The organism is Enterobacter pseudoroggenkampii (assembly GCF_026420145.1).
Lineage (GTDB): Bacteria > Pseudomonadota > Gammaproteobacteria > Enterobacterales > Enterobacteriaceae > Enterobacter > Enterobacter pseudoroggenkampii.
Genome location: NZ_JAPMLV010000001.1, coordinates 816889 through 841235, shown reverse-complemented (window position 1 = coordinate 841235; position 24347 = coordinate 816889). Strand labels below are relative to the sequence as shown.

Annotated in this window: 21 protein-coding genes, 1 tRNA gene and 1 other RNA gene; 14 read left to right on the top strand and 9 right to left on the bottom strand. The window is 56.3% G+C overall.

The window, feature by feature from the left end; translation table 11 throughout:
* Nucleotides 1–3 precede the first annotated feature (3 nt).
* The 4 genes from OTG14_RS04030 (at nucleotide 4) to OTG14_RS04015 (ending at nucleotide 3440) form a co-directional block, all read left to right on the top strand.
* The gene (locus OTG14_RS04030; protein ID WP_024908977.1) at nucleotides 4–681 is read left to right on the top strand and encodes an isochorismatase family protein; all 678 of its coding nucleotides are present in this window, start codon (nucleotides 4–6) and stop codon (nucleotides 679–681) included.
* A gap of 137 nt (nucleotides 682–818) precedes the next feature.
* Nucleotides 819–906 (top strand) — tRNA-Ser (locus OTG14_RS04025).
* A gap of 44 nt (nucleotides 907–950) precedes the next feature.
* Nucleotides 951–1088, top strand: a non-coding RNA gene (locus tag OTG14_RS04020) — RtT sRNA.
* Between the two features lie 522 nt (nucleotides 1089–1610).
* On the top strand, nucleotides 1611–3440 hold the full coding sequence (locus tag OTG14_RS04015) for an NACHT domain-containing protein (RefSeq protein ID WP_248273017.1): 1830 nt from the start codon (nucleotides 1611–1613) through the stop codon (nucleotides 3438–3440).
* Nucleotides 3441–3482: 42 nt separating this feature from the next.
* On the opposite strand, the gene phoH is transcribed toward OTG14_RS04015, so the two are convergent.
* The 4 genes from phoH to efeU form a co-directional block, all read right to left on the bottom strand.
* Complete coding sequence (phoH, locus tag OTG14_RS04010; RefSeq protein ID WP_024908976.1) at nucleotides 3483–4271, bottom strand: phosphate starvation-inducible protein PhoH; 789 nt, start codon at nucleotides 4269–4271, stop codon at nucleotides 3483–3485.
* Nucleotides 4272–4770: 499 nt separating this feature from the next.
* Nucleotides 4771–6054, bottom strand: coding sequence for an iron uptake transporter deferrochelatase/peroxidase subunit (gene efeB / locus OTG14_RS04005; protein WP_090417395.1), 1284 nt, complete (start codon nucleotides 6052–6054; stop codon nucleotides 4771–4773).
* Nucleotides 6055–6059: 5 nt separating this feature from the next.
* Nucleotides 6060–7187 (bottom strand): iron uptake system protein EfeO, encoded by a 1128-nt coding sequence (gene efeO, locus OTG14_RS04000; protein ID WP_048989838.1) that lies wholly within the window; start codon nucleotides 7185–7187, stop codon nucleotides 6060–6062.
* A 40-nt stretch (nucleotides 7188–7227) separates the two neighbouring features.
* Nucleotides 7228–8061, bottom strand: coding sequence for an iron uptake transporter permease EfeU (gene efeU, locus OTG14_RS03995; RefSeq protein WP_032648962.1), 834 nt, complete (start codon nucleotides 8059–8061; stop codon nucleotides 7228–7230).
* A gap of 251 nt (nucleotides 8062–8312) precedes the next feature.
* On the opposite strand from efeU, the gene OTG14_RS03990 reads away from it, so the two are divergent.
* Nucleotides 8313–9497, top strand: a complete 1185-nt coding sequence (locus tag OTG14_RS03990; protein WP_024908972.1) for a NupC/NupG family nucleoside CNT transporter — start codon at nucleotides 8313–8315, stop codon at nucleotides 9495–9497.
* A gap of 72 nt (nucleotides 9498–9569) precedes the next feature.
* On the opposite strand, the gene OTG14_RS03985 is transcribed toward OTG14_RS03990, so the two are convergent.
* Nucleotides 9570–9989, bottom strand: coding sequence for a DUF3574 domain-containing protein (locus OTG14_RS03985; protein WP_032648964.1), 420 nt, complete (start codon nucleotides 9987–9989; stop codon nucleotides 9570–9572).
* A gap of 113 nt (nucleotides 9990–10102) precedes the next feature.
* Nucleotides 10103–11611 (bottom strand): sodium/proline symporter PutP, encoded by a 1509-nt coding sequence (putP, locus tag OTG14_RS03980; RefSeq protein ID WP_267214615.1) that lies wholly within the window; start codon nucleotides 11609–11611, stop codon nucleotides 10103–10105.
* A 423-nt stretch (nucleotides 11612–12034) separates the two neighbouring features.
* Between putP and putA the strand changes: the two genes are divergently transcribed.
* Nucleotides 12035–15997: a trifunctional transcriptional regulator/proline dehydrogenase/L-glutamate gamma-semialdehyde dehydrogenase gene (gene putA / locus OTG14_RS03975; RefSeq protein ID WP_267214614.1), complete on the top strand. Its 3963-nt coding sequence runs from the start codon at nucleotides 12035–12037 to the stop codon at nucleotides 15995–15997.
* 51 nt (nucleotides 15998–16048) lie between these two features.
* Nucleotides 16049–16444: a lysozyme inhibitor LprI family protein gene (locus OTG14_RS03970; protein ID WP_048989841.1), complete on the top strand. Its 396-nt coding sequence runs from the start codon at nucleotides 16049–16051 to the stop codon at nucleotides 16442–16444.
* Here the strand turns inward: OTG14_RS03970 and rutR are convergent.
* Nucleotides 16441–17079: an HTH-type transcriptional regulator RutR gene (rutR, locus tag OTG14_RS03965; protein WP_267214613.1), complete on the bottom strand. Its 639-nt coding sequence runs from the start codon at nucleotides 17077–17079 to the stop codon at nucleotides 16441–16443. The two genes, OTG14_RS03970 and rutR, sit on opposite strands and share 4 nt — an antisense overlap.
* 245 nt (nucleotides 17080–17324) lie before the next feature.
* Between rutR and rutA the strand changes: the two genes are divergently transcribed.
* From rutA to rutG, 7 genes are read left to right on the top strand one after another with little or no spacing between them, the layout of a single operon-like run.
* On the top strand, nucleotides 17325–18416 hold the full coding sequence (gene rutA, locus OTG14_RS03960; protein ID WP_023617762.1) for a pyrimidine utilization protein A: 1092 nt from the start codon (nucleotides 17325–17327) through the stop codon (nucleotides 18414–18416).
* Nucleotides 18416–19105 carry a pyrimidine utilization protein B gene (gene rutB, locus OTG14_RS03955; RefSeq protein ID WP_267214612.1) on the top strand — a complete coding sequence of 230 codons (690 nt, stop codon included), beginning with the start codon at nucleotides 18416–18418 and terminating at the stop codon, nucleotides 19103–19105. Before rutA ends, rutB begins: the two co-directional genes overlap by 1 nt.
* Nucleotides 19106–19116: 11 nt before the next feature.
* The gene (rutC, locus tag OTG14_RS03950) at nucleotides 19117–19503 is read left to right on the top strand and encodes a pyrimidine utilization protein C (RefSeq protein WP_008499822.1); all 387 of its coding nucleotides are present in this window, start codon (nucleotides 19117–19119) and stop codon (nucleotides 19501–19503) included.
* A 7-nt stretch (nucleotides 19504–19510) separates the two neighbouring features.
* Nucleotides 19511–20311 carry a pyrimidine utilization protein D gene (gene rutD / locus OTG14_RS03945; protein ID WP_267214611.1) on the top strand — a complete coding sequence of 267 codons (801 nt, stop codon included), beginning with the start codon at nucleotides 19511–19513 and terminating at the stop codon, nucleotides 20309–20311.
* Between the two features lie 9 nt (nucleotides 20312–20320).
* Nucleotides 20321–20911, top strand: a complete 591-nt coding sequence (locus OTG14_RS03940) for a malonic semialdehyde reductase (protein WP_267214610.1) — start codon at nucleotides 20321–20323, stop codon at nucleotides 20909–20911.
* 9 nt (nucleotides 20912–20920) lie between these two features.
* Nucleotides 20921–21415 (top strand): NADH-dependent FMN reductase RutF, encoded by a 495-nt coding sequence (gene rutF, locus OTG14_RS03935; RefSeq protein WP_024909634.1) that lies wholly within the window; start codon nucleotides 20921–20923, stop codon nucleotides 21413–21415.
* Nucleotides 21416–21436: 21 nt separating this feature from the next.
* Complete coding sequence (gene rutG / locus OTG14_RS03930; protein WP_208763746.1) at nucleotides 21437–22759, top strand: pyrimidine utilization transport protein G; 1323 nt, start codon at nucleotides 21437–21439, stop codon at nucleotides 22757–22759.
* Here rutG and OTG14_RS03925 read toward each other — a convergent pair.
* The gene (locus OTG14_RS03925) at nucleotides 22747–23670 is read right to left on the bottom strand and encodes a DMT family transporter (protein ID WP_208763745.1); all 924 of its coding nucleotides are present in this window, start codon (nucleotides 23668–23670) and stop codon (nucleotides 22747–22749) included. The genes rutG and OTG14_RS03925 overlap by 13 nt on opposite strands.
* Nucleotides 23671–23787: 117 nt before the next feature.
* Nucleotides 23788–23961 (bottom strand): con-10 family general stress protein, encoded by a 174-nt coding sequence (locus tag OTG14_RS03920; RefSeq protein ID WP_024909630.1) that lies wholly within the window; start codon nucleotides 23959–23961, stop codon nucleotides 23788–23790.
* Nucleotides 23962–24347: the final 386 nt, after the last annotated feature.

Genomic DNA, 24347 nt, shown 5'->3' with positions numbered 1-24347 from the left:
AAGATGTCTACACCTGCGAATTTTAATGGCTCCCGTCCGGTTATTGATGTGAACGATGCGGTGATGTTGCTTATCGATCACCAGAGCGGTCTGTTCCAGACCGTCGGAGATATGCCAATGCCAGAGTTGCGCGCTCGTGCGGCAGCGTTAGCGAAGATCGCGACCCTGGCGAAGATCCCGGTGATCACCACCGCGTCCGTTCCACAGGGACCGAACGGACCGCTTATCCCGGAGATCCACGCCAACGCGCCGCATGCGCAATATGTTGCCCGTAAAGGTGAAATCAACGCCTGGGATAACCCGGAGTTCGTGGCTGCGGTAAAAGCCACCGGGCGCAAAACGTTGATTATTGCTGGCACTATCACCAGCGTCTGCATGGCCTTCCCGTCAATTAGCGCGGTGGCGGACGGGTACAAAGTATTTGCGGTGATTGATGCCTCCGGCACCTACAGCAAGATGGCGCAGGAGATCACCCTGGCGCGCGTGGTGCAGGCCGGTGTGGTTCCGATGGATACGGCGGCGGTGGCCTCTGAGATCCAGCGAACCTGGAACCGTGAGGACGCGGCTGAGTGGGCTGAGGTGTACACCCACATCTTCCCGGCTTACCAGCTGCTGATCGAAAGCTACGGCAAAGCACAGGAAGTGGTTAAAAACAGCGAAGTGCTCGATTCTCAGCGTTAATAACCCGTGCTGCGACAAGAGCTGATTAAGGCTTAACCGAACGCACACGAATACAGAAAATCTGCTTGACCGTTTTAGCGCAACTCCCTATAGTAGCGCCCCGTTGCCCCCCAAGCGGTCAGGCAGCAAAACAATATGGTGAGGTGTCCGAGTGGCTGAAGGAGCACGCCTGGAAAGTGTGTATACGGCAACGTATCGGGGGTTCGAATCCCCCCCTCACCGCCATATTTGAAGAAGAGCTCGCATGAAAATGCGGGCTTTTTTTTCGCATGTTGCACGCCTGCGGGGGGATGAGAATCCCCGACCGGGGTTCGACAACTGGCGACAGCCAGTTGGACAGACTGAGAGCGTAGCGAACAGTCTGCCCGCAGGGCGAGCGAAGCGAGTCAATCCCCCCCTCACCGCCATATTTAAAGAAGAGCTCGCATGAAAATGCGGGCTTTTTTTTCGCATATTGCATGCCTGCGGGGGGATGAGAATCCCCGACCGGGGTTCGACAACTGGCGACAGCCAGTTGGACAGACTGAGAGCATAACGCCTGAGTCGGCCCCTAGTAACGGGATGCGAAGCGAATCAATCTCTATTCTCCGCCAGATCCAACATGAGGGCTCGTATTAAAGTGCTTTTTTAGTATATTAAAGGCCGCTAAGACATGAGAATTCCCTCATTTTTAAAAATCTGCATAATCCATACTAGACCTACGATGGATTTCTGTTTAAAATTTCATCTATTAAAGTCTTAACTCCTACTATATTTCCCTGGATCTATATAGGAAGCATTAAATATAGACATTGACATTTATATTTTTTTGGGTAAAAATTATTATATGCACAAATTCAATTCCCAATTCCTTATTGGAGTTCATAATCAACAAATATAACCATCTCATGTTAAGTTAGTATATTACCATATAATTAAGGAACTTTACTGTGGACCCAATTATAAATTCAGCACTAAAACCAATAATAGATGAAACCGCAAAAAAAACAATCAGTGGAACATTTGATTTCCTAGCTAAAAAATATCAATTATTAGAAATTTTGAAATTTAAGAAAAACTATCTTAATTACTGTGAAAAGATATTACAAGTTAAAACATTAGTCTCACCGGATCGAGTATTTCACATTGACGACATTTATGTAAATGTTGATCTTTTGCCATCAGGTTCGCAGTTAAGAATACCAATCACTGATTCAACGACTTTGGATAATGATAAGGCTCTATTAATTAAAGGATTGGCAGGCCAAGGAAAATCAACTCTTTTAAGAAAATTATTGTCTAACAACGCTAAACGTTTTCATCGACTTCCAATATTTTACGAATTAAAAAACTATACAGGTGGTAGAATTGAACAAGAAATTACAATTTCACTTAATAATGCAGGAGTAAAAATACAAGAGCATGCTTTATCAAAATTATTACTCGACAGCAATGTTAAAGTTTATCTTGATGCTTTTGACGAAACTAAACCAGAATTTAGAAATCAATTATTAGATCAAATCAGACGATTAGTTAACTCCTTTAAATGTCATGTTATTTGTACAAGTCGCCCTGATACTGAAATTGATACTCTTTCTGAATTTGAAACATATTCAGTTTGTGAGTTAACTGAACAACAAATATTCGGCATCATAAAAAACACTGCCTCTGACAATGAGAAATCTAGCGAACTTTGTGAGGCTCTAACACATAGCCCCTTGCATTCAAAACAAGACTCAATATTAAAATCACCAATACTTGTCGTTCTTTTTTGCATTAGTTACAACCTAGGGGAACAGATACCAACCACACTATCACAATTTTATTCAAATATATTTGATACTGTTTTCCATAGGCATGATAACATTAAAGGAAAAGTAAACAGGCAACGTCACTGGAATGATAACAGACGTATATACAGAGATTTATTTAATTGTCTATGCTTTATCTCTCTTCGCGCGGGTGTAATAAGCTTCAAAAAAGATATATTAATAGATTTCGTGTCTCACTCATTAACCCATGTGGGTGAAGATATTAACATTTCAGATAAGATAGCGATGGAATTATCAACAATTACGAATTTAATTATCGAAGACGGATTCAATGAGTACCGTTACGTTCATAAATCCATCCAAGAATTTTTTGCTGCTTCATTCGTTTTGTCATTAGAGCATAGTAAGAAAATAGGTTTTTATAGTAAATGTTTTAATGAACATTCATTTTATATTATTTTTCATAATGTTCTTTTTTTTCTGGAAGAATTGGATTACCATGATTATTTTAACTACGGCTTTATTCCAGCCGTGAAAGATATGTTCTCCCTTGGGCATCAACTGAATTTTGAAGAGATTTCAATCCCTCAAAAAATAGAAGATATTTTCTTAGACAATACATTTATGAAAGCAAGAATTTCCATATTCAAAACAAAAGGCAATGAAAGTTTTGATATTGAAATAAATAATTTTGCTTTTGAATCAGAAATCTCTCCACCAAGCCTTTACGTAACAGTATTTAACTTTTGCTTAGAACAATTAAAAATAGATTTTTCAGACAAAGAACTTGCGGATTTAATATTAACAACTGCGAAAAAAGACGATGATGGTTGGCATAAATTATCCTTGCGAACCGCACTCATGCAAAAAAGAATCCCCCTATCAAGAATACAGGAATTATTACAACTTAGTTTTGATGTACTAATACGTCGCAAATTAGCTTTAGCTAATGACAAAATAAAAAGCCGAAAAGCCTCCCTTGATGATACCGAGTTTTTTGACTTTTAATAACAAAGCCCGGTTTCCCGGGCCTTGAACACAACAGCAAACTCAATAATACGCTTGCAGCGTGCGTTGGCAGAGCGCCGAACGCACGCAGTCCTCTTTGGTGAAGCGTACCACCCCAATCATCTCATCTTCCTCAAAACGTGACATGGCGTCGCTCAGCCCGGATTTCACGCCGGATGGCAGGTCACACTGGGTAATATCGCCGTTAACGATAACCGTCACGTTCTCCCCGAGGCGCGTTAAGAACATCTTCATTTGCGCAGCGGTCACGTTCTGAGCCTCGTCAAGAATGACGACCGCATTTTCAAATGTACGTCCGCGCATATAGGCGAACGGCGCGATTTCCACCTTGCCAATCTCTGGTCGCAGGCAGTACTGCATGAAGGATGCACCCAGCCGCTTCACCAGCACGTCATAGACGGGCCTGAAGTACGGGGCAAACTTCTCCGAAATATCTCCGGGCAAGAAGCCGAGATCTTCATCAGCCTGCAGTACCGGACGGGTAACAATGATTCTTTCCACGTCCTTATGGATCAGCGCTTCCGCCGCTTTGGCTGCACTAATCCAGGTTTTCCCGCATCCGGCTTCACCGGTTGCAAAGATGAGCTGTTTACTCTCGATAGCATTCAGGTAGTGCGCCTGAGCCTCATTGCGCGCCACAATTGGAGAATTATCACGGCTGTCTCGGGCCATGCCAATTGCCTCTACGCCACTCATCTGCACAAGCGAGGTGACCGATTCTTCTTCACGCTGTTTATGGCTACGTGAATCCCGTCTCAGCACACGTTTTGCTTCGCGACGAGCTTTGATCACTGCTTTTTGTCTTCCCATGGATAGCACCTTGAGTTGTTGGTATTCATCACACGCGCCAGCTTCGGCACGATTATGCGCACGAACATCAGAGGGTTGGCTTCCTTGTAAGCCATTGCTTGCTTTATCGGATGACGATACGGAACAGCTACGCGCACCGTTCTGCACGTCGGTCGAATCAGATTCTTGAGGAAGGGGGGAGAATTTAGTGGTGAGGAAATCGCTGCCGGAGTCTGAGCCTCCGCGCCGGGTGCTGCGGTTGTTATGTTTACCTTGTCCAGTACAGGACGCAACCATTCGCGATCTCCATAGTGATTCAGCATCACTGCCGGGAACTACCGCTGTCTTATCTTAAGTACATCAGGAGTTATCACAAATGCAACATTTATTTTACCTGAATGCAACTTTTAAGACTGCACCTGCAGTAGATTCAGTCTTATATAGAAATATTACAGAAATATAACAACAAGATAGTCATATGAAAAAATAATGTCCCCGCGAACTATCGCAGGGACGATTATCAGGCTTCGATCAGCCCTTGAGCGAGGTACGCGTTACTGTCGCGCGCCCCTGGCAGGGCAAAGAAATAGCCGCCGCCGATAGGTTTAATGTACTCTTCCAGCGCTTCACCGTTGAGCCGCTTCTGCACGGTGAGAAAGCCCTTTTCCAGATCGTGCTGATAGCAGACGAACAGTAGCCCCATATCAAGCTGACCGGAGTTGGTCACGCCGAGCGAGTAGCTGTAGCCCCGACGCATCATCAGGCTCGACTGCGTCTCTTTGGTTCGCGGATTGGCAAGGCGAATATGGCTGTCGAGCGCAATTACATCGCCATTGGGATCGCGGGCGTAGTCAGGCACATCATGCTCGTTCTTCATACCGAGCGGTGCCCCGCTTTGCTTATCCCGACCAAAGATCGTCTGCTGCTCTTTCAGCGGCGTGCGGTCCCAGAACTCCACGTGGAACTGAATAATCCGCACCGCCTGATAGCTGCCGCCCACCGCCCATGCCGGTTCGCCCTGATCGGCAGTGACCCACACCACCTCCTTCATGAGCGCACCGTCGTGGCTGTCCGGGTTGGCCGTACCGTCCTTAAAGCCCAGCAGGTTCACCGGTGTCTCTTTTCCTTTGCTGCGGGCGGCGTGGTCCGAGATAAACCCTTCCCGCTTCCAGCGCACGCTCAGCAGATCCGGCGTGTGCTTGATGATGTCGCGCAGGGCGTGGATCACCGTGTCCTGGGTATTGGCGCAGATCTGCAGGAGCAGGTCGCCGTGACACAGCGCCGCATCCAGGGAGTCATTCGGGAAGCGCGTCATTTTTTGCAGCGCCTTCGGCTTCTGTTTTGCCAGCCCATAGCGCGCGTCAAACAGCGATTCACCGAGCGAAACGGTAATGGTCAGGTTATCCGGGGCGATAAACGGCCCCAGAATGCCGGAGTCCATTGGCGGCAGACGCGGGTTCGGCGTATCGGGCGCCGGTCCACCGGCGGTAAGAAACGCGATGCGCGTCGTCAGCAGGCGGAACAGGCGTTCCAGATCGGCTTTATCGCTGGCCAGCGAATCAAAGGCCACCAGCATCATAGACGCCTGCTGCGGCGTCAGGATACCCGACTGATGCTCGCCATAAAACGGCTGCGTCTCCATGCGGGCATTGGGTGACAGCGTGCCGGGTGCGCTTTGCGGTTTCGCCGCATGCGCCACCGGACAACCACCGGCCAGAGCAAGCGCGCCCCCCAGCGCCCCTACTCCCTTTAACAACCGACGACGTGAAGGCTCAACCACGTCGTTCTCGCTATGCTTATTCATCGTGCTTAGTCCAGACCCAGTACGCCACGCAGCAGAGAGAGATCTTCCGCCAGGGCGGTGATCGGACCTTTCAGCGCGTTGCGGTCGGCATCGGTCAGCTTGTCGTAGGTCTCAAACCCGTCTTTGGTGCGGTACTTCGCCAGAATGGTGTCGACCTTTTTGAAGTTGGCATCCACTTTGGCCAGCAGCTCGCCGTTCTCTTTCTGCAGCTGAGGACGCAGCAGGTTAACAATTTTCTGCGCGCCGTCGACGTTAGCCTGGAAGTCCCACAGGTCGGTATGGCTGTAGCGATCTTCTTCGCCGCTGATTTTGCTCGCGGCCACTTCTTCAATCAGCCCGGCCGCACCGCCCACCACTTTTGATGGCGGGAAGGCCAGCTCGCTGATGCGCTTTTGCAGCTCCAGCACGTCGCTGTTCAGCTGGTCGGCATACTTCTCCATCCCTTTGGCAGAATTATCGCCAAACAGGGCTTTCTCCAGACGGTGGAAACCGGTGAATTTCGGATCGGCCGCTTTCTGCTCGAAATCATCTTCGCGGGCGTCAATGCTGCCATCAAGGTCAGAGAACAGCTCGGCGATCGGCTCGATGCGCTCGTAATGCTGACGGGTTGGCGCATAGAGGGATTTCGCTTTTTCGATATCCCCGGCCTTCACCGCATCGGTAAAGGCTTTGGTTGCCGTCGCCAGCTCCGCCGTCTCTTTGGTGACGTAGGCTTTATACGCGGTAATCGCATCGCCCAGGCTCAGCACCGCAGCGCCTTTCGCCGCATCGGCCGTCGCTTCACCTTTGACGATCAGCTTCCCTTTAGGGTTGGTCAGCAGACCGCAGGTCATCTCATACTCGCCCGGCTGCAGGTTGGCGGTCATCTTCTGGCTGAAGCCAGGGGCGATATTTTCACGCTCCTCCACCACCAGAACCCCTTTCAGGATCTCCCACTCCAGCGCCTTCTGGCTGTGGTTCTGAATAATGAACTGGGTTTTGCCGCTGTTCACCGTGAGGGTCATCGGCTCGCACTGCTTGTCGTTGACGGTGACCTTTACCTGTGGAACATCCGCGCCCCAGGCGGAGAATGCAGAAGCGAACAGCGCGGCAATGCCTGCGCATAACGCACTACGACGGAACTGAATTGCCATGACTCTTCCCTTTAAAAGTATGTTGTAACTAAATCTAAGATTACGGCGCAACGCGCGACGCCTGCGTGCCGGTACGCGGCGGCATAGCGAACAGCACCAGCGCCGGAACCAGATAAATAAAGTACATCGCCACTTCGCTGACGCTCGGCGTTTCCTGATAGCCGAAGATACCTTCGAGCAGGGTGCCGGTCAGAGAGTGCGTGGAGAGGACGTTGCTGAGGTCGAACGCCACGTCCTGGAAGTGGTTCCACAGGCCCGCTTCATGGAAGGCGCGAATCGCCCCTGCCGCCAGACCCGCGGCCACCAGCAGAATAAACAGGCTGGTCCACTTGAAGAAGGCGCCCAGGTTCAGGCGGATACCGCCCCAGTACAGCAGAAAACCGAGCACCACGGCCGTGGCGAGGCCCAGCATGGCCCCCAGCGGCGGCCAGATCCCCACATCCTGCTGAAACGCCGCCAGCAGGAAGAAAACAGACTCCAGCCCTTCGCGCGCGACGGCGAAAAAGACCATCATAATGAGCGCCCAGCCGTGGTTATTGCCCTTTTGCAGCGCGTTATCCACCGCCTGCTCCAGCTGCACCTTCACGTTACGGGAGACCTTACGCATCCAGAACACCATCCAGGTGAGGATCACCACCGCAATCACGGCGACGATACCCTCAAACAGCTCCTGCTCTTTCTGCGGAAACTCGCCGGTGGTTTCGTTGATGAGAATACCGAGGCCCAGACAGAGCGCCGCGGCAAGGAATACCCCGATCCACATGACGCCAATCCAGCGCCCGCGCTGGGTTCGCTTCAGATAACTGGCGATGAGGCTCACGATAAGGGCGGCTTCGAGCCCTTCACGTAACATAATGAGAAATGGAACAAACATGCCGACACCTTAAATGTTTATCGCGGTCAACTGATGCAAAGAAAGGTAAATTCTTGTGATAGTGATTATCATTACGACAGAAAGAAACACAAGCGAAATGTGCGGTGTTTTGATAACGAGTTGTAAACGCCCAGCCTGATAATAGTTTCAGGCGTTATCGTTAAGTTTATAAGTTATAACGAAAATGCCCATTTACGCTGATTCAGGGCTGTGGCTAAATAACCGCCTCAAACACCTGGTGAAATTAAATTATGTTTAAAATTGTCCATTTCCTGCTGGCGCTGGTCATTATTCTCGCGCTTGCCTGGCTGGTGAGTTTCGACCGCCGAAAAATTCGCATTCGTTTTGTTTTACAGCTGATTGTCATAGAAATTGCCCTGGCGTTCTTTTTCCTGCACGCCGAAAGCGGGTTATTCCTGATTAAATACGTCTCAGGATTTTTTGAGTCGCTGCTCAAATTTGCCGGTGAAGGCACCAATTTCGTCTTTGGCGGCATGGGAGAAAAAGGTCTGGCGTTCATTTTCCTCGGCGTACTTTGCCCGATTATTTTTATTTCCGCGCTGATTGGTATTCTTCAGCACTGGCGGATCCTGCCGATTTTTATTCGGGTAATCGGTACGCTGCTGTCAAAACTGAACGGTATGGGCAAGCTGGAATCCTTTAACGCGGTGAGTTCGCTGATCCTCGGCCAGTCGGAAAACTTCATTGCCTACAAAGGCGTTCTGGGCGATCTCTCCTCTCGTCGTCTCTTCACCATGGCAGCCACGGCGATGTCGACGGTCTCCCTGTCGATTGTCGGGGCGTATATGACCATGCTCGACGCTAAATTTGTCGTCGCAGCGCTGATTCTGAACATGTTCAGCACCTTTATTATTCTCACGGTCATCAACCCGACGCGCCCGGAAGCGGAGCCGGATATCAAACTGGAAAAACTGCATGAATCGCAGAGCTTCTTCGAGATGCTTGGCGAGTATATTCTGGCCGGTTTTAAGGTGGCGATGATTATTCTGGCGATGCTGATTGGTTTTATCGCGCTTATTAGTGCCGTTAACGCCCTCTTCTCCAGCGTATTTGGCATGAGCTTCCAGCAGATCCTCGGCTATGTATTTTATCCCCTGGCATGGCTAGTGGGGATTCCGCTGAGCGATGCCTTAAACGCGGGCAGCATTATGGCAACCAAGCTGGTGGCGAATGAATTTGTGGCGATGATTGAGCTGCAAAAAATAGCGCACCAGATGTCCCCGCGCGGGCTGGGCATTTTATCCGTCTTCCTGGTGTCGTTCGCGAACTTCGCCTCCATCGGCATCGTGGCCGGGGCGATTAAGGGCCTGAACGAGCAGCAGGGTAACGTGGTATCGCGGTTTGGTCTGCGTCTGGTGTATGGTGCGACCCTGGTGAGCCTGCTGTCGGCGAGCTTTGCGGGGTTGGTGCTGTAAGTTTTGTGCCGGGTGGCGCTTCGCTTGCGCGGGCCTACGATACAACAACGGCGGGTTATCCCGCCGTTTTCATTAAAACTGCACGCACACCGGCTGATCGACACGCATTACCGACTCCTGCGCGAAGCGTGACTTATAAATCCCGCGCAACGCTTCGATGTTCTTCTCGCTCTGCGCATCTTTACCGTGGATCAGCATCAACGCCTTGCTCGGTTCACGCGCCACTTTTCCGTCGTTCCCCAGCCACTGTCCGCGGGCATCAAATACCGTTAAGCCATCGCGAAAGCGCGGCGTCACGTCCTGGTCAACAAACTGCTGCCATTCGTTGCTGGTGATCTGCGCCCCGGCAGGACGGTTTAAGCCGAAATAGAGCGTGGTTTGCTGCATCTGGTTATCCGCTTTGCAGGTTTCTACCGCCGCATGTTGCGATGGCGCGTTGCAGCCCGCCAGCATCAACAATGCCGCCGCCATTAACCCTGTTTTGATTGTCATGCTTCGCTATCCTCATTGTTATAAGCACAGCGATATCAACGTAAATTGCAGAATTTAGCAAGAGAGGTTTATTCCCTCTCCCCTTTGGGGAGAGGGTTAGGGTGAGGGGAGAATTATTCCGGCTGCAGCTTAGACGGCGGTGCGGAGTGGTAGTGCGCGTCTGCTTCCGCAAAGCGTTTCTGCATGGAGGCAGACGGTGCTTTACCCAGCAGGCTGAAGACCACGATACCGATGCTGCCGAAGATGAAGCCTGGGATGATTTCGTACAGGCCCAGCCACGCGAACTGTTTCCAGACGATAACGGTCAGCGCACCGATAATCATTCCCGCCAGCGCGCCGTTACGGGTCATACGTGACCACATGACGGAGAACAGCACGACCGGACCAAATGCCGCACCAAAGCCCGCCCACGCGTAGCTCACGAGACCCAGCACGCGGTTTTCCGGGTTGGCCGCCAGCGCAATCGCAATCAGCGCCACCAGCAGCACCATAAAGCGCCCTACCCATACCAGCTCTTTCTGGCTCGCGCCCTTGCGCAGGAAGGCCTTATAGAGGTCTTCGGTGATCGCACTGGAGCAGACCAGCAGCTGGCAGCTCAGGGTGGACATCACCGCCGCCAGGATCGCGGAGAGCAGAATACCGGCAATCCACGGGTTAAACAGAATCTGCGCCAGCTCGATAAACACGCGCTCGGCGTTCTGGTTTACCGCGCCCGCCTGCGCCGGGTGATTGCTGAAGTAGGCAATACCGAAGAAGCCGACCGCACACGCGCCCGCCAGACACAGAATCATCCACGTCATACTGATGCGGCGCGCATGAACGATGGTATGGTGAGAATCCGCCGCCATAAAGCGCGCCAGGATGTGCGGCTGACCGAAGTAGCCCAGACCCCAGCCCATCAGGGAGACGATGGCGACAAAGTTCAGCCCTTTCAGCATGTCGACGTTTTCGATGCTCTTCTGCTTGATCACTTCCAGCGAATCGCCAAAGCCGCCAACGGTGAAAATCACAATCACCGGGGTCAGGATCAGGGCGAAGATCATCAGGCTCGCCTGCACGGTGTCGGTCCAGCTTACGGCCAGGAAGCCGCCCACGAAGGTATAGAGGATGGTTGCCGCCGCACCGGCCCACAGGGCAGTTTCGTAGCTCATGCCGAAGGTGCTTTCGAACAGGCGCGCACCGGCCACGATGCCGGAGGCACAGTAGATGGTGAAGAATACCAGGATCACCACCGCCGAGATAATACGCAGAACGCGGCTGTTATCTTCAAAGCGTCCGGTGAAGTAATCCGGCAGCGTCAGAGCGTTGTTGTTGGCCTCGGTGTGCACGCGCAGACGGCCTGCCACCAGCTTCCAGTTGATCCATGCACCGACGGTCAGACCGATGGCAATCCAGCTTTCCGAGATACCGGAAATGAAAATCGCGCCCGGAAGCCCCATCAGCAGCCAGCCGCTCATGTCGGAAGCGCCCGCAGAGAGTGCGGTCACCATTGGGCCTAAACTGCGTCCGCCCAGAATGTAGTCGTCAAAGTTTTTCGTTGAACGCCACGCCAAAAACCCTATCAGGATCATGCCAAATATATAAACGAGAAATGTCACCAGCATCGGTGTGCTAATAGCCATTCAAATTCTCCAAAAGTGTCGAGCGACAACCGTCCGGGTTGCCTTGTTATATGATCACCGGAACGTGGTGACGGTATCTTGTGTTTCGGTGAGGCGCGCTATCCTGCCGTATGCGCCCTCCGCTGACAAACGATTTAACACTGCATTTACATCAATTTCATCCCCGGCTTGATACGAGTTTCCTATAGGTTGCACTCGCTCACGCTTTTACGGGTTGCACCTTTTAAAAGTGTTAACTCCCGCATAAAAACAGGCTTCCCGGGACAAAGGCAGCATGTTTTTCCAGCTAACCACCCGTTAACAATTCATTCATTTCCCGGGTTGCAAACCAGGTCACATTTAACACGGTTGCACAAAGTTGCAACATGGTGGATATTTCACGCTAACGACCAAACACGATGAAAGCACAACAGGAGCTTTGGCATGGGTATGACCACCATGGGGGTTAAGCTGGATGACGCAACCCGCGAACGGATTAAGACCGCAGCAACCCGCATTGACCGCACGCCGCACTGGTTAATTAAGCAGGCGATTTTTAACTATCTCGAAAGACTCGAGAGCGACGAGGGGCTGCCGGAGCTGCCTGCCCTGCTGGCCGGTGCAGCGAACGAAAGCGAGGAAGCGCCAGCCGCTGGCGACGAGAGCCATCAGCCGTTCCTTGAATTTGCCGAGCAGATCCTGCCGCAGTCCGTCAGCCGTGCCGGCATCACCGGCGCGTACCGCCGCGCCGAAACCGACGCCGTGCCGATGCTGCTGGAGCAGGCTCGCCTGCCGGAAGCCGTTGCTGCCCAGGCGCACAGCCTGGCGTACCAGCTGGCTGACAAACTGCGTAACCAGAAGACCGCCACCGGCCGCGCCGGGATGGTTCAGGGTCTGCTGCAGGAATTTTCCCTCTCCTCACAGGAAGGCGTGGCGCTGATGTGCCTGGCGGAAGCGCTGCTGCGTATTCCGGATAAAGCCACCCGCGACGCGCTGATCCGCGACAAGATCAGCAACGGTAACTGGCATTCCCACATTGGCCGCAGCCCGTCGCTGTTCGTTAACGCGGCGACCTGGGGCCTGCTGTTTACCGGCAAGCTGGTCTCGACCCATAACGAAGCCAACCTGTCACGCTCCCTGAACCGCATCATCGGCAAGAGCGGCGAGCCGCTGATCCGCAAAGGTGTGGACATGGCGATGCGTCTGATGGGCGAGCAGTTCGTCACCGGGGAAACCATTGCCGAAGCGCTGGCGAACGCCCGCAAGCTGGAAGATAAAGGTTTCCGCTACTCGTACGACATGCTCGGCGAAGCGGCCCTGACCGCCGCCGACGCGCAGGCCTATATGGTCTCTTACCAGCAGGCGATCCACGCCATCGGTAAAGCGTCCAACGGTCGCGGTATTTATGAAGGCCCGGGCATCTCGATTAAGCTTTCCGCCCTGCACCCGCGCTACAGCCGCGCGCAGTACGACCGGGTGATGGAAGAGCTCTACCCGCGCCTGAAGTCCCTGACCCTGCTGGCGCGCCAGTATGACATCGGCATCAACATCGACGCCGAAGAGGCCGACCGTCTGGAGATCTCCCTCGACCTGCTGGAAAAACTGTGCTTCGAGCCGGAGCTGGCGGGCTGGAACGGCATCGGCTTCGTTATCCAGGCCTACCAGAAGCGCTGCCCGTTCGTCATTGATTACCTGATTGACCTGGCCAGCCGCAGCCGCCGTCGCCTGATGATCCGTCTGGTGAAAGGGGCCTACTGGGACAGCGAAATCAAACGCGCCCAGATGGAAGGGCTGGAAGGCTATCCGGTCTATACCCGCAAGGTCTATACCGACGTCTCTTACCTCGCCTGCGCGAAAAAGCTGCTCGGCGTGCCGAACCTGATCTATCCGCAGTTCGCCACCCACAATGCCCACACCCTGGCGGCAATCTACAGCCTGGCGGGACAGAACTACTATCCGGGCCAGTACGAGTTCCAGTGCCTGCACGGCATGGGCGAACCGCTGTACGAGCAGGTCACCGGTAAAGTGGCTGACGGCAAGCTGAACCGTCCGTGCCGTATTTACGCCCCGGTGGGAACCCACGAAACCCTGCTGGCATACCTGGTGCGTCGACTGCTGGAAAACGGCGCGAACACCTCCTTCGTTAACCGCATCGCCGACACCACGCTGCCGCTGGACGAGCTGGTCGCCGACCCGGTGCAGGCCGTAGAGAAGATGGCGGCCCAGGAAGGCCAGATTGGCCTGCCGCATCCGAAGATTGCCCTGCCGCGCGAGCTGTACGGCAAAGGTCGCGTTAACTCGGCGGGCCTGGATCTCGCCAACGAACACCGTCTGGCATCCCTCTCCTCTGCCCTGCTCAACAGCGCATTGCAGAAGTGGCAGGCCAAACCGATGCTGGAGCAGCCCGCTGCTGACGGCGACATGCAGCCTGTTATCAACCCGGCAGAGCCAAAAGATATCGTCGGCTACGTGCGTGAAGCCACCGATGCGGAAGTGGATCAGGCGCTGGACAGCGCGGTGAATAACGCCCCTATCTGGTTCGCCACGCCGCCGCAGGAGCGTGCCGCCATTCTGGAGCGCGCGGCGGTGCTGATGGAAGATCAGATGCAGTCGCTCATCGGTATTCTGGTGCGCGAAGCGGGTAAAACCTTCAGCAACGCCATCGCCGAAGTGCGCGAGGCGGTCGACTTCCTGCACTACTACGCCGGTCAGGTGCGCGATGATTTCGACAACGAAACCCACCGTCCGCTCGGTCCGGTCGTCTGTATCAGCCCGTGGAACTTCCCGCTGGCGATCTTCACCGGTCAGATTGCCGCCGCGCTTGCCGCAGGCAACAGCGTGCTGGCAAAACCGGCAGAGCAGACCCCGCTGATTGCCGCACAGGGCATCAACATTCTTCTGGAAGCCGGCGTACCGGCGGGCGTGGTCCAGCTGCTGCCGGGCCGCGGTGAAACCGTGGGCGCCAAACTGACCTCTGATAACCGCGTGCGCGGCGTGATGTTTACCGGTTCGACCGAAGTGGCCTCGCTGCTGCAGCGCAACATTGCCACTCGTCTGGATGCACAGGGTCGTCCTACTCCGCTCATCGCGGAAACCGGCGGCATGAACGCCATGATCGTTGACTCCTCCGCCCTCACCGAGCAGGTGGTGGTTGACGTACTGGCCTCCGCCTTCGACAGCGCCGGTCAGCGCTGCTCCGCCCTGCGCGTGCTGTGCCTGCAGGATGACGTGGCGGACCACACGCTGAAGATGCTGCGCGGCGCGATGGCCGAATGTCGCATGGGCAACCCGGGCCGTCTCACCACCGACATCGGGCCGGTGATCGACGCGGAAGCCAAAGCCAATATTGAAAACCACATTCAGGCCATGCGCGCGAAAGGCCGTCCGGTGTTCCAGGCGGTGCGAGACAACAGCGAAGATGCCCGCGAGTGGCGTTCCGGCACCTTTGTGCCGCCTACGCTTATCGAGCTGGCAAGCTTCGACGAGCTGAAAAAAGAGGTCTTCGGTCCGGTGCTGCACGTGGTGCGCTACAACCGTAACAACCTCAACGAGCTGGTTGAGCAGATCAACGCCTCCGGCTATGGCCTGACGCTCGGCGTACATACCCGTATCGACGAGACCATCGCGCAGGTAACCGGCAGCGCCAAAGTGGGCAACCTGTACGTTAACCGCAACATGGTTGGCGCGGTCGTGGGCGTGCAGCCGTTCGGCGGTGAAGGCCTCTCCGGCACCGGCCCGAAAGCGGGTGGTCCGCTCTACCTGTACCGTCTGCTGGCGAACCGTCCGGAGAACGCGCTGGGCGTCACCCTGGCACGTCAGGATGCGGAGTATCCGGTGGATGCACAGCTGAAAACCGTACTGACGCAGCCGCTGGAGGCCCTGATCGCCTGGGCGGAGAAACGTCCTGAGCTGCGTGCCGTTGCGCAGCAGTACGGCGAGCTGGCACAGGCCGGCACCCAGCGTCTGCTGCCGGGGCCGACCGGCGAGCGCAACACCTGGACGCTGATGCCGCGCGAACGCGTACTGTGCGTGGCCGATAACGAGCAGGACGCGCTGGTGCAGCTGGCTGCCGCGATGGCAACCGGGTGTGAAGTGCTGTGGCCGGACGATGCGCTGCATCGCGATCTCGCCAAACAGCTGCCGAAAGCGGTCTCGGCCCGCATTCACTTCGCGAAAGCCGATGCGCTGCTGACGCAGCCGTTTGATGCGGTGATTTATCACGGTGATTCCGACCAGCTGCGCGAACTCTGCGAGCAGGTTGCGGCCCGCAGCGGGCCGATTGTTTCGGTACAGGGCTTCGCCCGTGGGGAAACCAACCTGCTGCTGGAACGCCTGTATGTAGAGCGCTCGCTCAGCGTCAATACCGCGGCGGCAGGCGGTAACGCCAGCCTGATGACAATCGGCTAACGCTGTGCTAATAAGGCTCCGGAGACGGAGCCTTATTTTATTGGGGAGTGTATGAAACGATTTCTTATCGCAGGCGCAGCACTGCTGCTAAGCGCCAGCGCGCTGGCCGACGAGTGCGACAAAGCGACCACCCAGCTTGAGCTGAATACCTGTAGCGCGCAGCAGTACCAGGCTGCCGATAAAAAGCTCAACCAGACCTATCAGGCCGCCATCAAGCGTGCGGCTGCCCCCCAGCGCGAGCTGCTGAAAAAGGCGCAGCAGGCGTGGATTGCCCTGCGCGACGCGGACTGCGCGTTTATCGGTTCGGGGACGGAAGGGGGAAGCGTTCAGCCGATGATCGTGAATCAGTGCCTGGCGGAAAAAACCGTGGAGCGCGAAGCGTTTCTGGCCTCGCTGATGCAGTGTGAAGAGGGCGACTTAAGCTGCCCTCTCCCACCGGGGAACTAACGCAAGCGGATCCCTTCAATAATCATCCGCTGCACGTTCTCCAGGGTGCTGTGGAAAAACGCCTCGTCCTGCAGCGTTTTTCCGGTCACCGCCTCAACCTGGGCCGCAAAGTCAGCGTAATGCTGGGTTGAGGCCCAAATCATAAAGATCAGATGATGCGGATCGACCGGGGCCAGTTTTCCGCTGGCCACCCATCCGGCGATAATGGCCGACTTATCGTCCACCAGCTGTTTTAAATCTCCGGTTAATTCCGCCTGCAACAGCGGCGCCCCCTGCAGCATATCAAGACAAAACAGCCGTGATGCCTGCGGGTAATCGCGTGACACCTCCAGCTTCAGGCGAATGTACTCTTTGATCGCCACCAGCGGGGCCAGTTCTTCGCGGAACGCTTTCAGCGGCGCCAGCCAGATATCGAGGATCTGCTGCATCACCGCGACATACAGCGCCTCTTTCGACGGGTAGTAGTAGAGCAGATTGGTTTTGGATACCCCGGACTGCTCCGCCACCTGCTCCAGGCGCGTGCCGTGAATACCAAACTGCGAAAAGGTCTCCAGCGCCGCGCTGAGGATCGCCTGTTTCTTAGCGCTCACCGCCTGCGAACGTTTACCTGGTGTTTTCACTGCGCCTTGTGCCATTCCCGCTCTCCTTATTCTGCGTTGCCCTCAGCATAGCAAAACCCCCGTCTCGTCACGACATCCTGCACCCCGATCGCGCATGAATGCCTGTTTTCTGTGCAATGTTTTTGACCAGTTAGTCCACATTTAGCCACATCAATCCACCAACTTCTGATTAACACATTAATAACACAGCCATTTTCAAAACTGGCACTGCCTTTGCAAAAACACCGTTACACCTGCGACGTAATGAAGAGAGGTTCGTGATGAAAATTGGCGTATTTGTACCCATCGGCAACAACGGCTGGCTTATCTCGACCACTGCACCGCAATACATGCCGACCTTTGAGCTGAATAAAGCCATCGTGCAGAAAGCGGAGCACTACCATTTCGACTTTGCGCTTTCGATGATCAAGCTGCGCGGCTTCGGCGGCAAAACCGAATTCTGGGACCACAACCTGGAGTCCTTCACCCTGATGGCCGGGCTGGCCGCAGTCACCTCGCGGATCCAAATCTACGCCACCGCCGCCACGCTCACCCTGCCCCCGGCGATCGTGGCGCGCATGGCCTCCACCATCGACTCCATCTCCGGCGGGCGCTTTGGCGTCAACCTGGTCACGGGCTGGCAAAAACCGGAGTACGAGCAGATGGGGCTCTGGCCGGGGGACGATTACTTCTCGCGTCGCTACGACTACCTGACCGAGTACGTGCAGGTCCTGCGCGATCTGTGGGGTACCGGCAAAAGCGATTTCAAGGGTGACTTCTTCACCATGAACGACTGCCGCGTCAGCCCGCAGCCGTCGGTGCCGATGAAGGTGATTTGCGCAGGGCAGAGCGACGCGGGAATGGAATTCTCGGCGAAATACGCCGACTTTAACTTCTGCTTCGGTAAAGGTGTGAACACGCCTGCCGCCTTCGCCCCGACCGCCGCGCGCATGAAAGAAGCCGCCGACAAAACCGGGCGCGACGTGGGCTCCTACGTGCTGTTTATGGTGATTGCCGACGAAACCGACGACGCGGCGCGCGCGAAATGGGAGCGCTATAAGGACGGCGCCGACGAGGAAGCCCTGAGCTGGCTCACCGAGCAGAGCCAGAAGGATACCCGCTCCGGCGCGGACACCAACGTTCGTCAGATGGCCGACCCGACCTCCGCCGTCAATATCAACATGGGCACGCTGGTCGGCTCGTACGCCAGCGTTGCCAGAATGCTCGATGAAGTGGCGGCCGTTCCCGGGGCGGAAGGCGTCCTGCTGACCTTCGATGACTTCCTCACCGGCGTGGAGACCTTCGGCGAGCGCATCCAACCGCTGATGCAGTGCCGCGCCCACATCCCTGCCGTCACGAAGGAGGTGGCGTAATGACAACCCTTAACGCACGCCCGGAAGCCATTACCTTCACGCCACAGCAGAGCGCGCTGATCGTGGTGGACATGCAAAACGCCTACGCCAGCCAGGGCGGCTATCTGGATCTGGCGGGGTTCGACGTCTCCGCCACCCGGCCGGTGATTGAGAACATTAAAACCGCCGTCGCCGCCGCGCGCGCCGCGGGGATGCTCATTATCTGGTTCCAGAACGGCTGGGATGACCAGTACGTTGAAGCAGGCGGCCCCGGTTCACCGAACTTCCACAAGTCGAACGCCCTGAAAACCATGCGCAAGCGGCCCGAACTGCAGGGCAAGCTGCTGGCGAAGGGCGGCTGGGATTATCAGCTGGTGGATGAGCTGGTCCCGCAGGCGGGTGATATTGTCCTGCCGAAACCGCGCTACAGCGGCTTTTTCAACACGCCGCTCGACAGCCTGCTGCGCAGCCGGGGCATTCGCCACCTGGTCTTCACCGGGATTGCCACCAACGTCTGCGTGGAGTCGACCCTGCGCGACGGCTTTTTCCTCGAGTATTTCGGCGTGGTGCTGGAAGACGCGACCCATCAGGCCGGGCCGGATTTCGCCCAGAAGGCGGCCCTGTTCAATATCGAAACCTTTTTTGGCTGGGTCAGTAACGTTGCGCATTTCTGCGACGCCCTGAATCCCCCGCTCGCCCGTATCGCCTGAGGAGACACACGATGCCGAAATCCGTAATTATCCCGCCGGGCACCAGCACGCCCATCGCCCCGTTTGTCCCCGGCACCCTTGCCGACGGCGTGGTGTATGTCTCCGGCACGCTGCCGTTTGATAAAGACAACAACGTGGTGTTTATCAACGACCCAAAGGCGCAAACCCGCCACGTGCTGGAGACGATCAAAACCGTGATCGAAACGGCGGGTGGCACGATGGAGGATGTGACCTTCAACAGCATCTTTATCACCGACTGGAAAAACTACGCCGCGATTAATGAAATCTACGCGGAGTTCTTCCCCGGCGATAAGCCGGCCCGTTTCTGCATTCAGTGCGGGCTGGTGAAGCCGGACGCGCTGGTGGAAATCGCCACCGTTGCGCACATTGCGAAGTGAGGCGGCCATGAAACTCTCCGTCTCACCGCCCCCGTATGAGGGTGCGCCCGTGGTGGTCCTTATAGCCGGTCTCGGCGGCAGCGGCAGCTACTGGCTGCCCCAGCTGGCCGCGCTGGAACCGGAGTATCAGGTGGTGTGCTATGACCAGCGGGGAACGGGCAATAACCCCGACGCCCTGCCGGAAGGCTACAGCCTGGCACAGATGGCGGACGAACTGGCCCAGGCGCTGGCTGAGGCCGGGATCGCGCGCTACAGCATCGTCGGCCACGCGCTGGGGGGGCTGGTCGGCCTGCAGCTGGCCCTCGACAGGCCCGACGCCCTCACCGCGCTGGTGTGCGTCAACGGCTGGCTGACCCTCAACGCCCACACCCGCCGCTGCTTTCAGATCCGCGAGCGCCTGCTGCATTACGGCGGCCCGCAGGCGTGGGTTGAGGCGCAGCCGCTGTTTCTCTACCCGGCAGACTGGATGGCCGCCCGCGCCCCCCGCCTGGAGGCCGAAGAGGCCCTGGCGCTGGCACATTTCCAGGGCAAAGCCAACCTGCTGCACCGGCTCAGCGCCCTGAAAAAGGCCGACTTCAGCCGCCACGCCGCACGCATCCGCTGCCCGGTCCAGATCATCTGTTCCGCCGACGACATGCTGGTGCCCTCTGTCTGCTCGTCTGAGCTGCAGGCAGCGATCCCGCACAGCCACAGCGCGGTGATGCGCCAGGGCGGACATGCCTGCAACGTCACCGAGCCGGACACCTTTAACACCCTGCTGCTGAACGGGCTGGCCAGCCTGCTGCACAGTCATGAACACGCTTTATAAGGAGCTGTAATGAGCGAAGCCATTAATTCCACCGCGCTGGAAACGCTGTTCACCGGCGCCCGCACCCATAACGGCTGGCAGGATATTGCCGTCAGCGACGAGACGCTGCGCGAAATCTACGACCTGATGAAATGGGGGCCAACCTCCGCCAACTGCTCCCCGGCGCGCATTGTGTTTGTGCGAAGCGCGGAGGGAAAAGAGAAGCTGCGCCCGGCGCTCTCCAGCGGCAACCTGGAGAAAACGCTCACCGCTCCGGTCACGGCGATTGTCGCCTGGGACAGTGAATTCTACGAGCGCCTGCCTGAACTGTTCCCGCACGGCGATGCCAGAAGCTGGTTTACCGCAAGCCCCGCGCTGGCGGAAGAGACGGCTTTTCGCAGCAGCTCGCTGCAGGCCGCCTACCTGATTTTCGCCTGTCGCGCGCTGGGGCTGGATACCGGCCCGATGTCGGGCTTTGACCGACAAAAGGTCGACGAGGCCTTTTTCACCGGCACGACGCTTAAAAGCAATCTGCTGATCAACATTGGCTACGGCGACCCGGGCAAACTTTACGGCCGCCTGCCGCGCCTGACCTTCGACGATGCCTGCGGGCTGGCGTAAGGAGCGATGATGACGACACCGGATAAACAAACCTTTCGCGACGCCATGGCCTGCGTCGGCGCGGCGGTGAATATCATCACCACCGACGGTCCCGCGGGGATGGCAGGCTTCACCGCCAGCGCGGTGTGCAGCGTCACGGATTCCCCGCCCACCCTGCTGGTGTGCCTGAACCGCGGCGCGTCCGTCTGGGCGACGTTCAGCGAAAACCGCACGCTGTGCGTGAATACCCTGAGCGCCGGGCAGGAGCCGCTCTCAAACCTGTTTGGCGGCAAAACGCCGATGAAAGAACGCTTCGCCGCCGCCCGCTGGCAGACGGGCGACACCGGCTGCCCGCGCCTGGAGGATGCGCTGGCCTCGTTTGACTGCCGCATCAGCCAGGTGGTGAGCGTCGGTACCCATGACATTCTGTTTTGCGACATTGTTTCGATTATTCGCCACCCCGCGCCGCAAGGGCTGGTGTGGTTTGACCGCGGCTACCACGCGCTTATGCGCCCCGCCTGTTAACCCGCTTTAAGGAGACAGACCATGTTCGGATTTCCCCACTGGCAGTTGAAATCGACCTCCACAGAAGCAGGCGTGGTCGCGCCGGATGAACGCCTCCCGCTCGGGCAGACGATGGTGATGGGCGTCCAGCACGCGGTTGCGATGTTTGGCGCCACGGTGCTGATGCCGATGCTGATGGGGCTCGATCCCAACCTCTCTATTCTGATGTCGGGTATCGGCACCCTGCTGTTCTTTTTTGTCACCGGCGGGCGCGTGCCCAGCTATCTGGGATCCAGCGCCGCCTTTGTCGGCGTGGTTATCGCCACCACCGGGTTTAACGGCCAGGGGATCAACCCCAACCTGAGCGTGGCCCTCGGCGGCATCATCGCCTGCGGTCTGGTGTATACCCTGATTGGTCTGGTGGTGATGAAGATCGGCACGCGCTGGATCGAGCGCATGATGCCCCCGGTCGTAACGGGCGCCGTGGTGATGGCGATTGGCCTGAACCTCGCCCCGATTGCGGTCAGGAGCGTCTCCGTCTCGCCGTTTGAAAGCTGGATGGCGGTGATCACCGTGCTGTGTATCGGCCTGGTGGCGGTGTTCACGCGAGGCATGATCCAGCGGCTGCTGATTCTGGTCGGGCTGATTGTTGCCTGTCTGGTGTATGCCCTGCTGGCGAACGTTTTTGGTCTCGGCAAGCCGGTGGATTTTACCCTGCTGCATCAGGCCGCCTGGTTCGGCCTGCCGAAAGTGACCTCGCCCACCTTTAACACCCAAGCGATGATGCTTATCGCACCGGTGGCGGTGATCCTGGTGGCAGAGAACTTAGGTCACCTGAAGGCGGTCGCGGGAATGACCGGGCGCAGCATGGATCCATACATGGGCCGCGCGTTCGTCGGCGACGGGCTGGCAACCATGCTCTCTGGTTCCGTGGGCGGCAGCGGCGTCACCACCTATGCCGAGAATATCGGCGTGATGGCGGTGACCAAAGTTTACTCGACGCTGGTCTTCGTGGCGGCGGCGGTAATGGCGATGCTGCTCGGCTTCTCACCGAAGTTCGGCGCGCTGATCCACACCATTCCGTCACCAGTGATCGGCGGGGCCTCAATCGTGGTGTTTGGGCTGATCGCCGTGGCCGGCGCGCGCATCTGGGTGCAGCACCGGGTCGATCTCAGCCAGAACGGCAACCTGATTATGGTGGCGGTCACGCTGGTGCTGGGCGCGGGCGATTTTGCCCTGACGCTGGGCGGCTTTACGATCGGCGGGATTGGCACGGCGACCTTCGGCGCGATCCTGCTTAACGCCCTGCTGAGCCGCCGGATGGCTGATGCGCCGCAGGGCGCCGTCGTGCATCAGGATTCCTGATTTAACGTCGCGCTGTCATTTTCTGGCAGCGCGTTTTTCTTCCGTTTGAGCTTCAACTCGCTCACCAGCACCCCGGCGACAATAAATGCCGCCCCCACCAGGGCCAGCAGCGGCAGACGTTCCCCGGCCAGTCGCCCGAAAATGCCCGCCCAGACCGGTTCACCGGTATAAATCACCGTCGCGCGGGTTGGCGATACGCTGCGCTGCGCCCAGTTCATGGTGACCTGGATAATGGCGCTGAAGATACCCAGCCCCAGTGCGACCACCACCAGACCGGTGGACATCGGCGGTATGGACTCGCCAGCCGGAACCATCGTCGCAAACGCCACCAGCGACGCGGTGGCGAGCTGCACTACCGTCACCCGCTTGACGTCCACCTTGCCCGCCCAGGCGCTGATCAGAATAATTTCCGCCGCAATCGCAACCGCCCCGACGAGGGTGATGATCTCGCCCGGCCCCAGCGCCAGGAGGTTGTTTTCCGGCCCGGCCAGCAAAATCAGACCGATAAACGCCAGCACGATCCCAATACACGACATCAGACCGGGCAGCCGCCCCAGGCACAGCCACTGCAGTAGCGGCACCAGCGGCACGTACATCGCGGTGATAAACGCGGATTTGCTGCTGGAGATGGTCTGCAATCCCCACGTCTGCAGGCTGTAGCCCATCGCTATCGCGACACCAATGGCCACGCCGGCCTTCAGCTCTTTGAGCGTCAGACCCCGCAGCGTGTTAAGCGAAATCAGCCCTACGGCAAGCGCCGCCGTCGCAAAGCGCAGGCCAACGAAGAAGAACGGATCGCTGAGGGTCACCGCGTACTGAACGGCCAGAAACGTCCCGCCCCAGAACATGGTGATGAGAATGAGGATGGCTTCCTGCGGTTTTACGGAGAATTTAAAGCGTGAGACAGACATGCGGCACCAGCAAGTGAGAACAATTCTGTAGTGTGCGTTGCCTTTGGTTACAGTTCAATGTTGCAGAAATAAAAAAACCGCCGGGAGATCCCGGCGGCAGGGGTTCAACCCGGCGTGTTACTTACTGCTGCTGCCGTGGCTGTTTTTACCCCCTTTCTTGCCAGCTTCAGATGCGCGTTGCGGGTCATTCTTGAAGTTGCCCCCGCTATGCTGGCCACCTTTACGGCCTGCTTCTGATGCTCTTTCACGGTCTTCTGCGAAATTACCTGAACCACCACGATGGTTTGCCATCTCTAACCTCCAGAATGTGAAACATTAGACATCATATTGCATTCAGTAAAAGAGGATTCTTTCACCTCGCAACACAAGGACAGTGCCTTTATCTGTGCCGCGTGAAACTAAGCTTAGTGGAATGCCGCTATCCGGCAAGCCGCAGGTAATATTCTGCAACATGAACTCAGCCTTTCAGGTGAGATGACGCGACGGGGATGCATAAACCTTTCTTATCATTTTAAAAATCCGCACCGGGAAAGTTGTATCATTTTGCTACAAAGTCATTTTTCTACGCATGTTGTTATAAATCAAATAAATGGCGTTCATTTTTGCAGTCTGGCTGTGATGACATATCTTTAAAAGAACGCAGCGATCCGCTGTCAGAAAAACCAACGAGGAGTGAT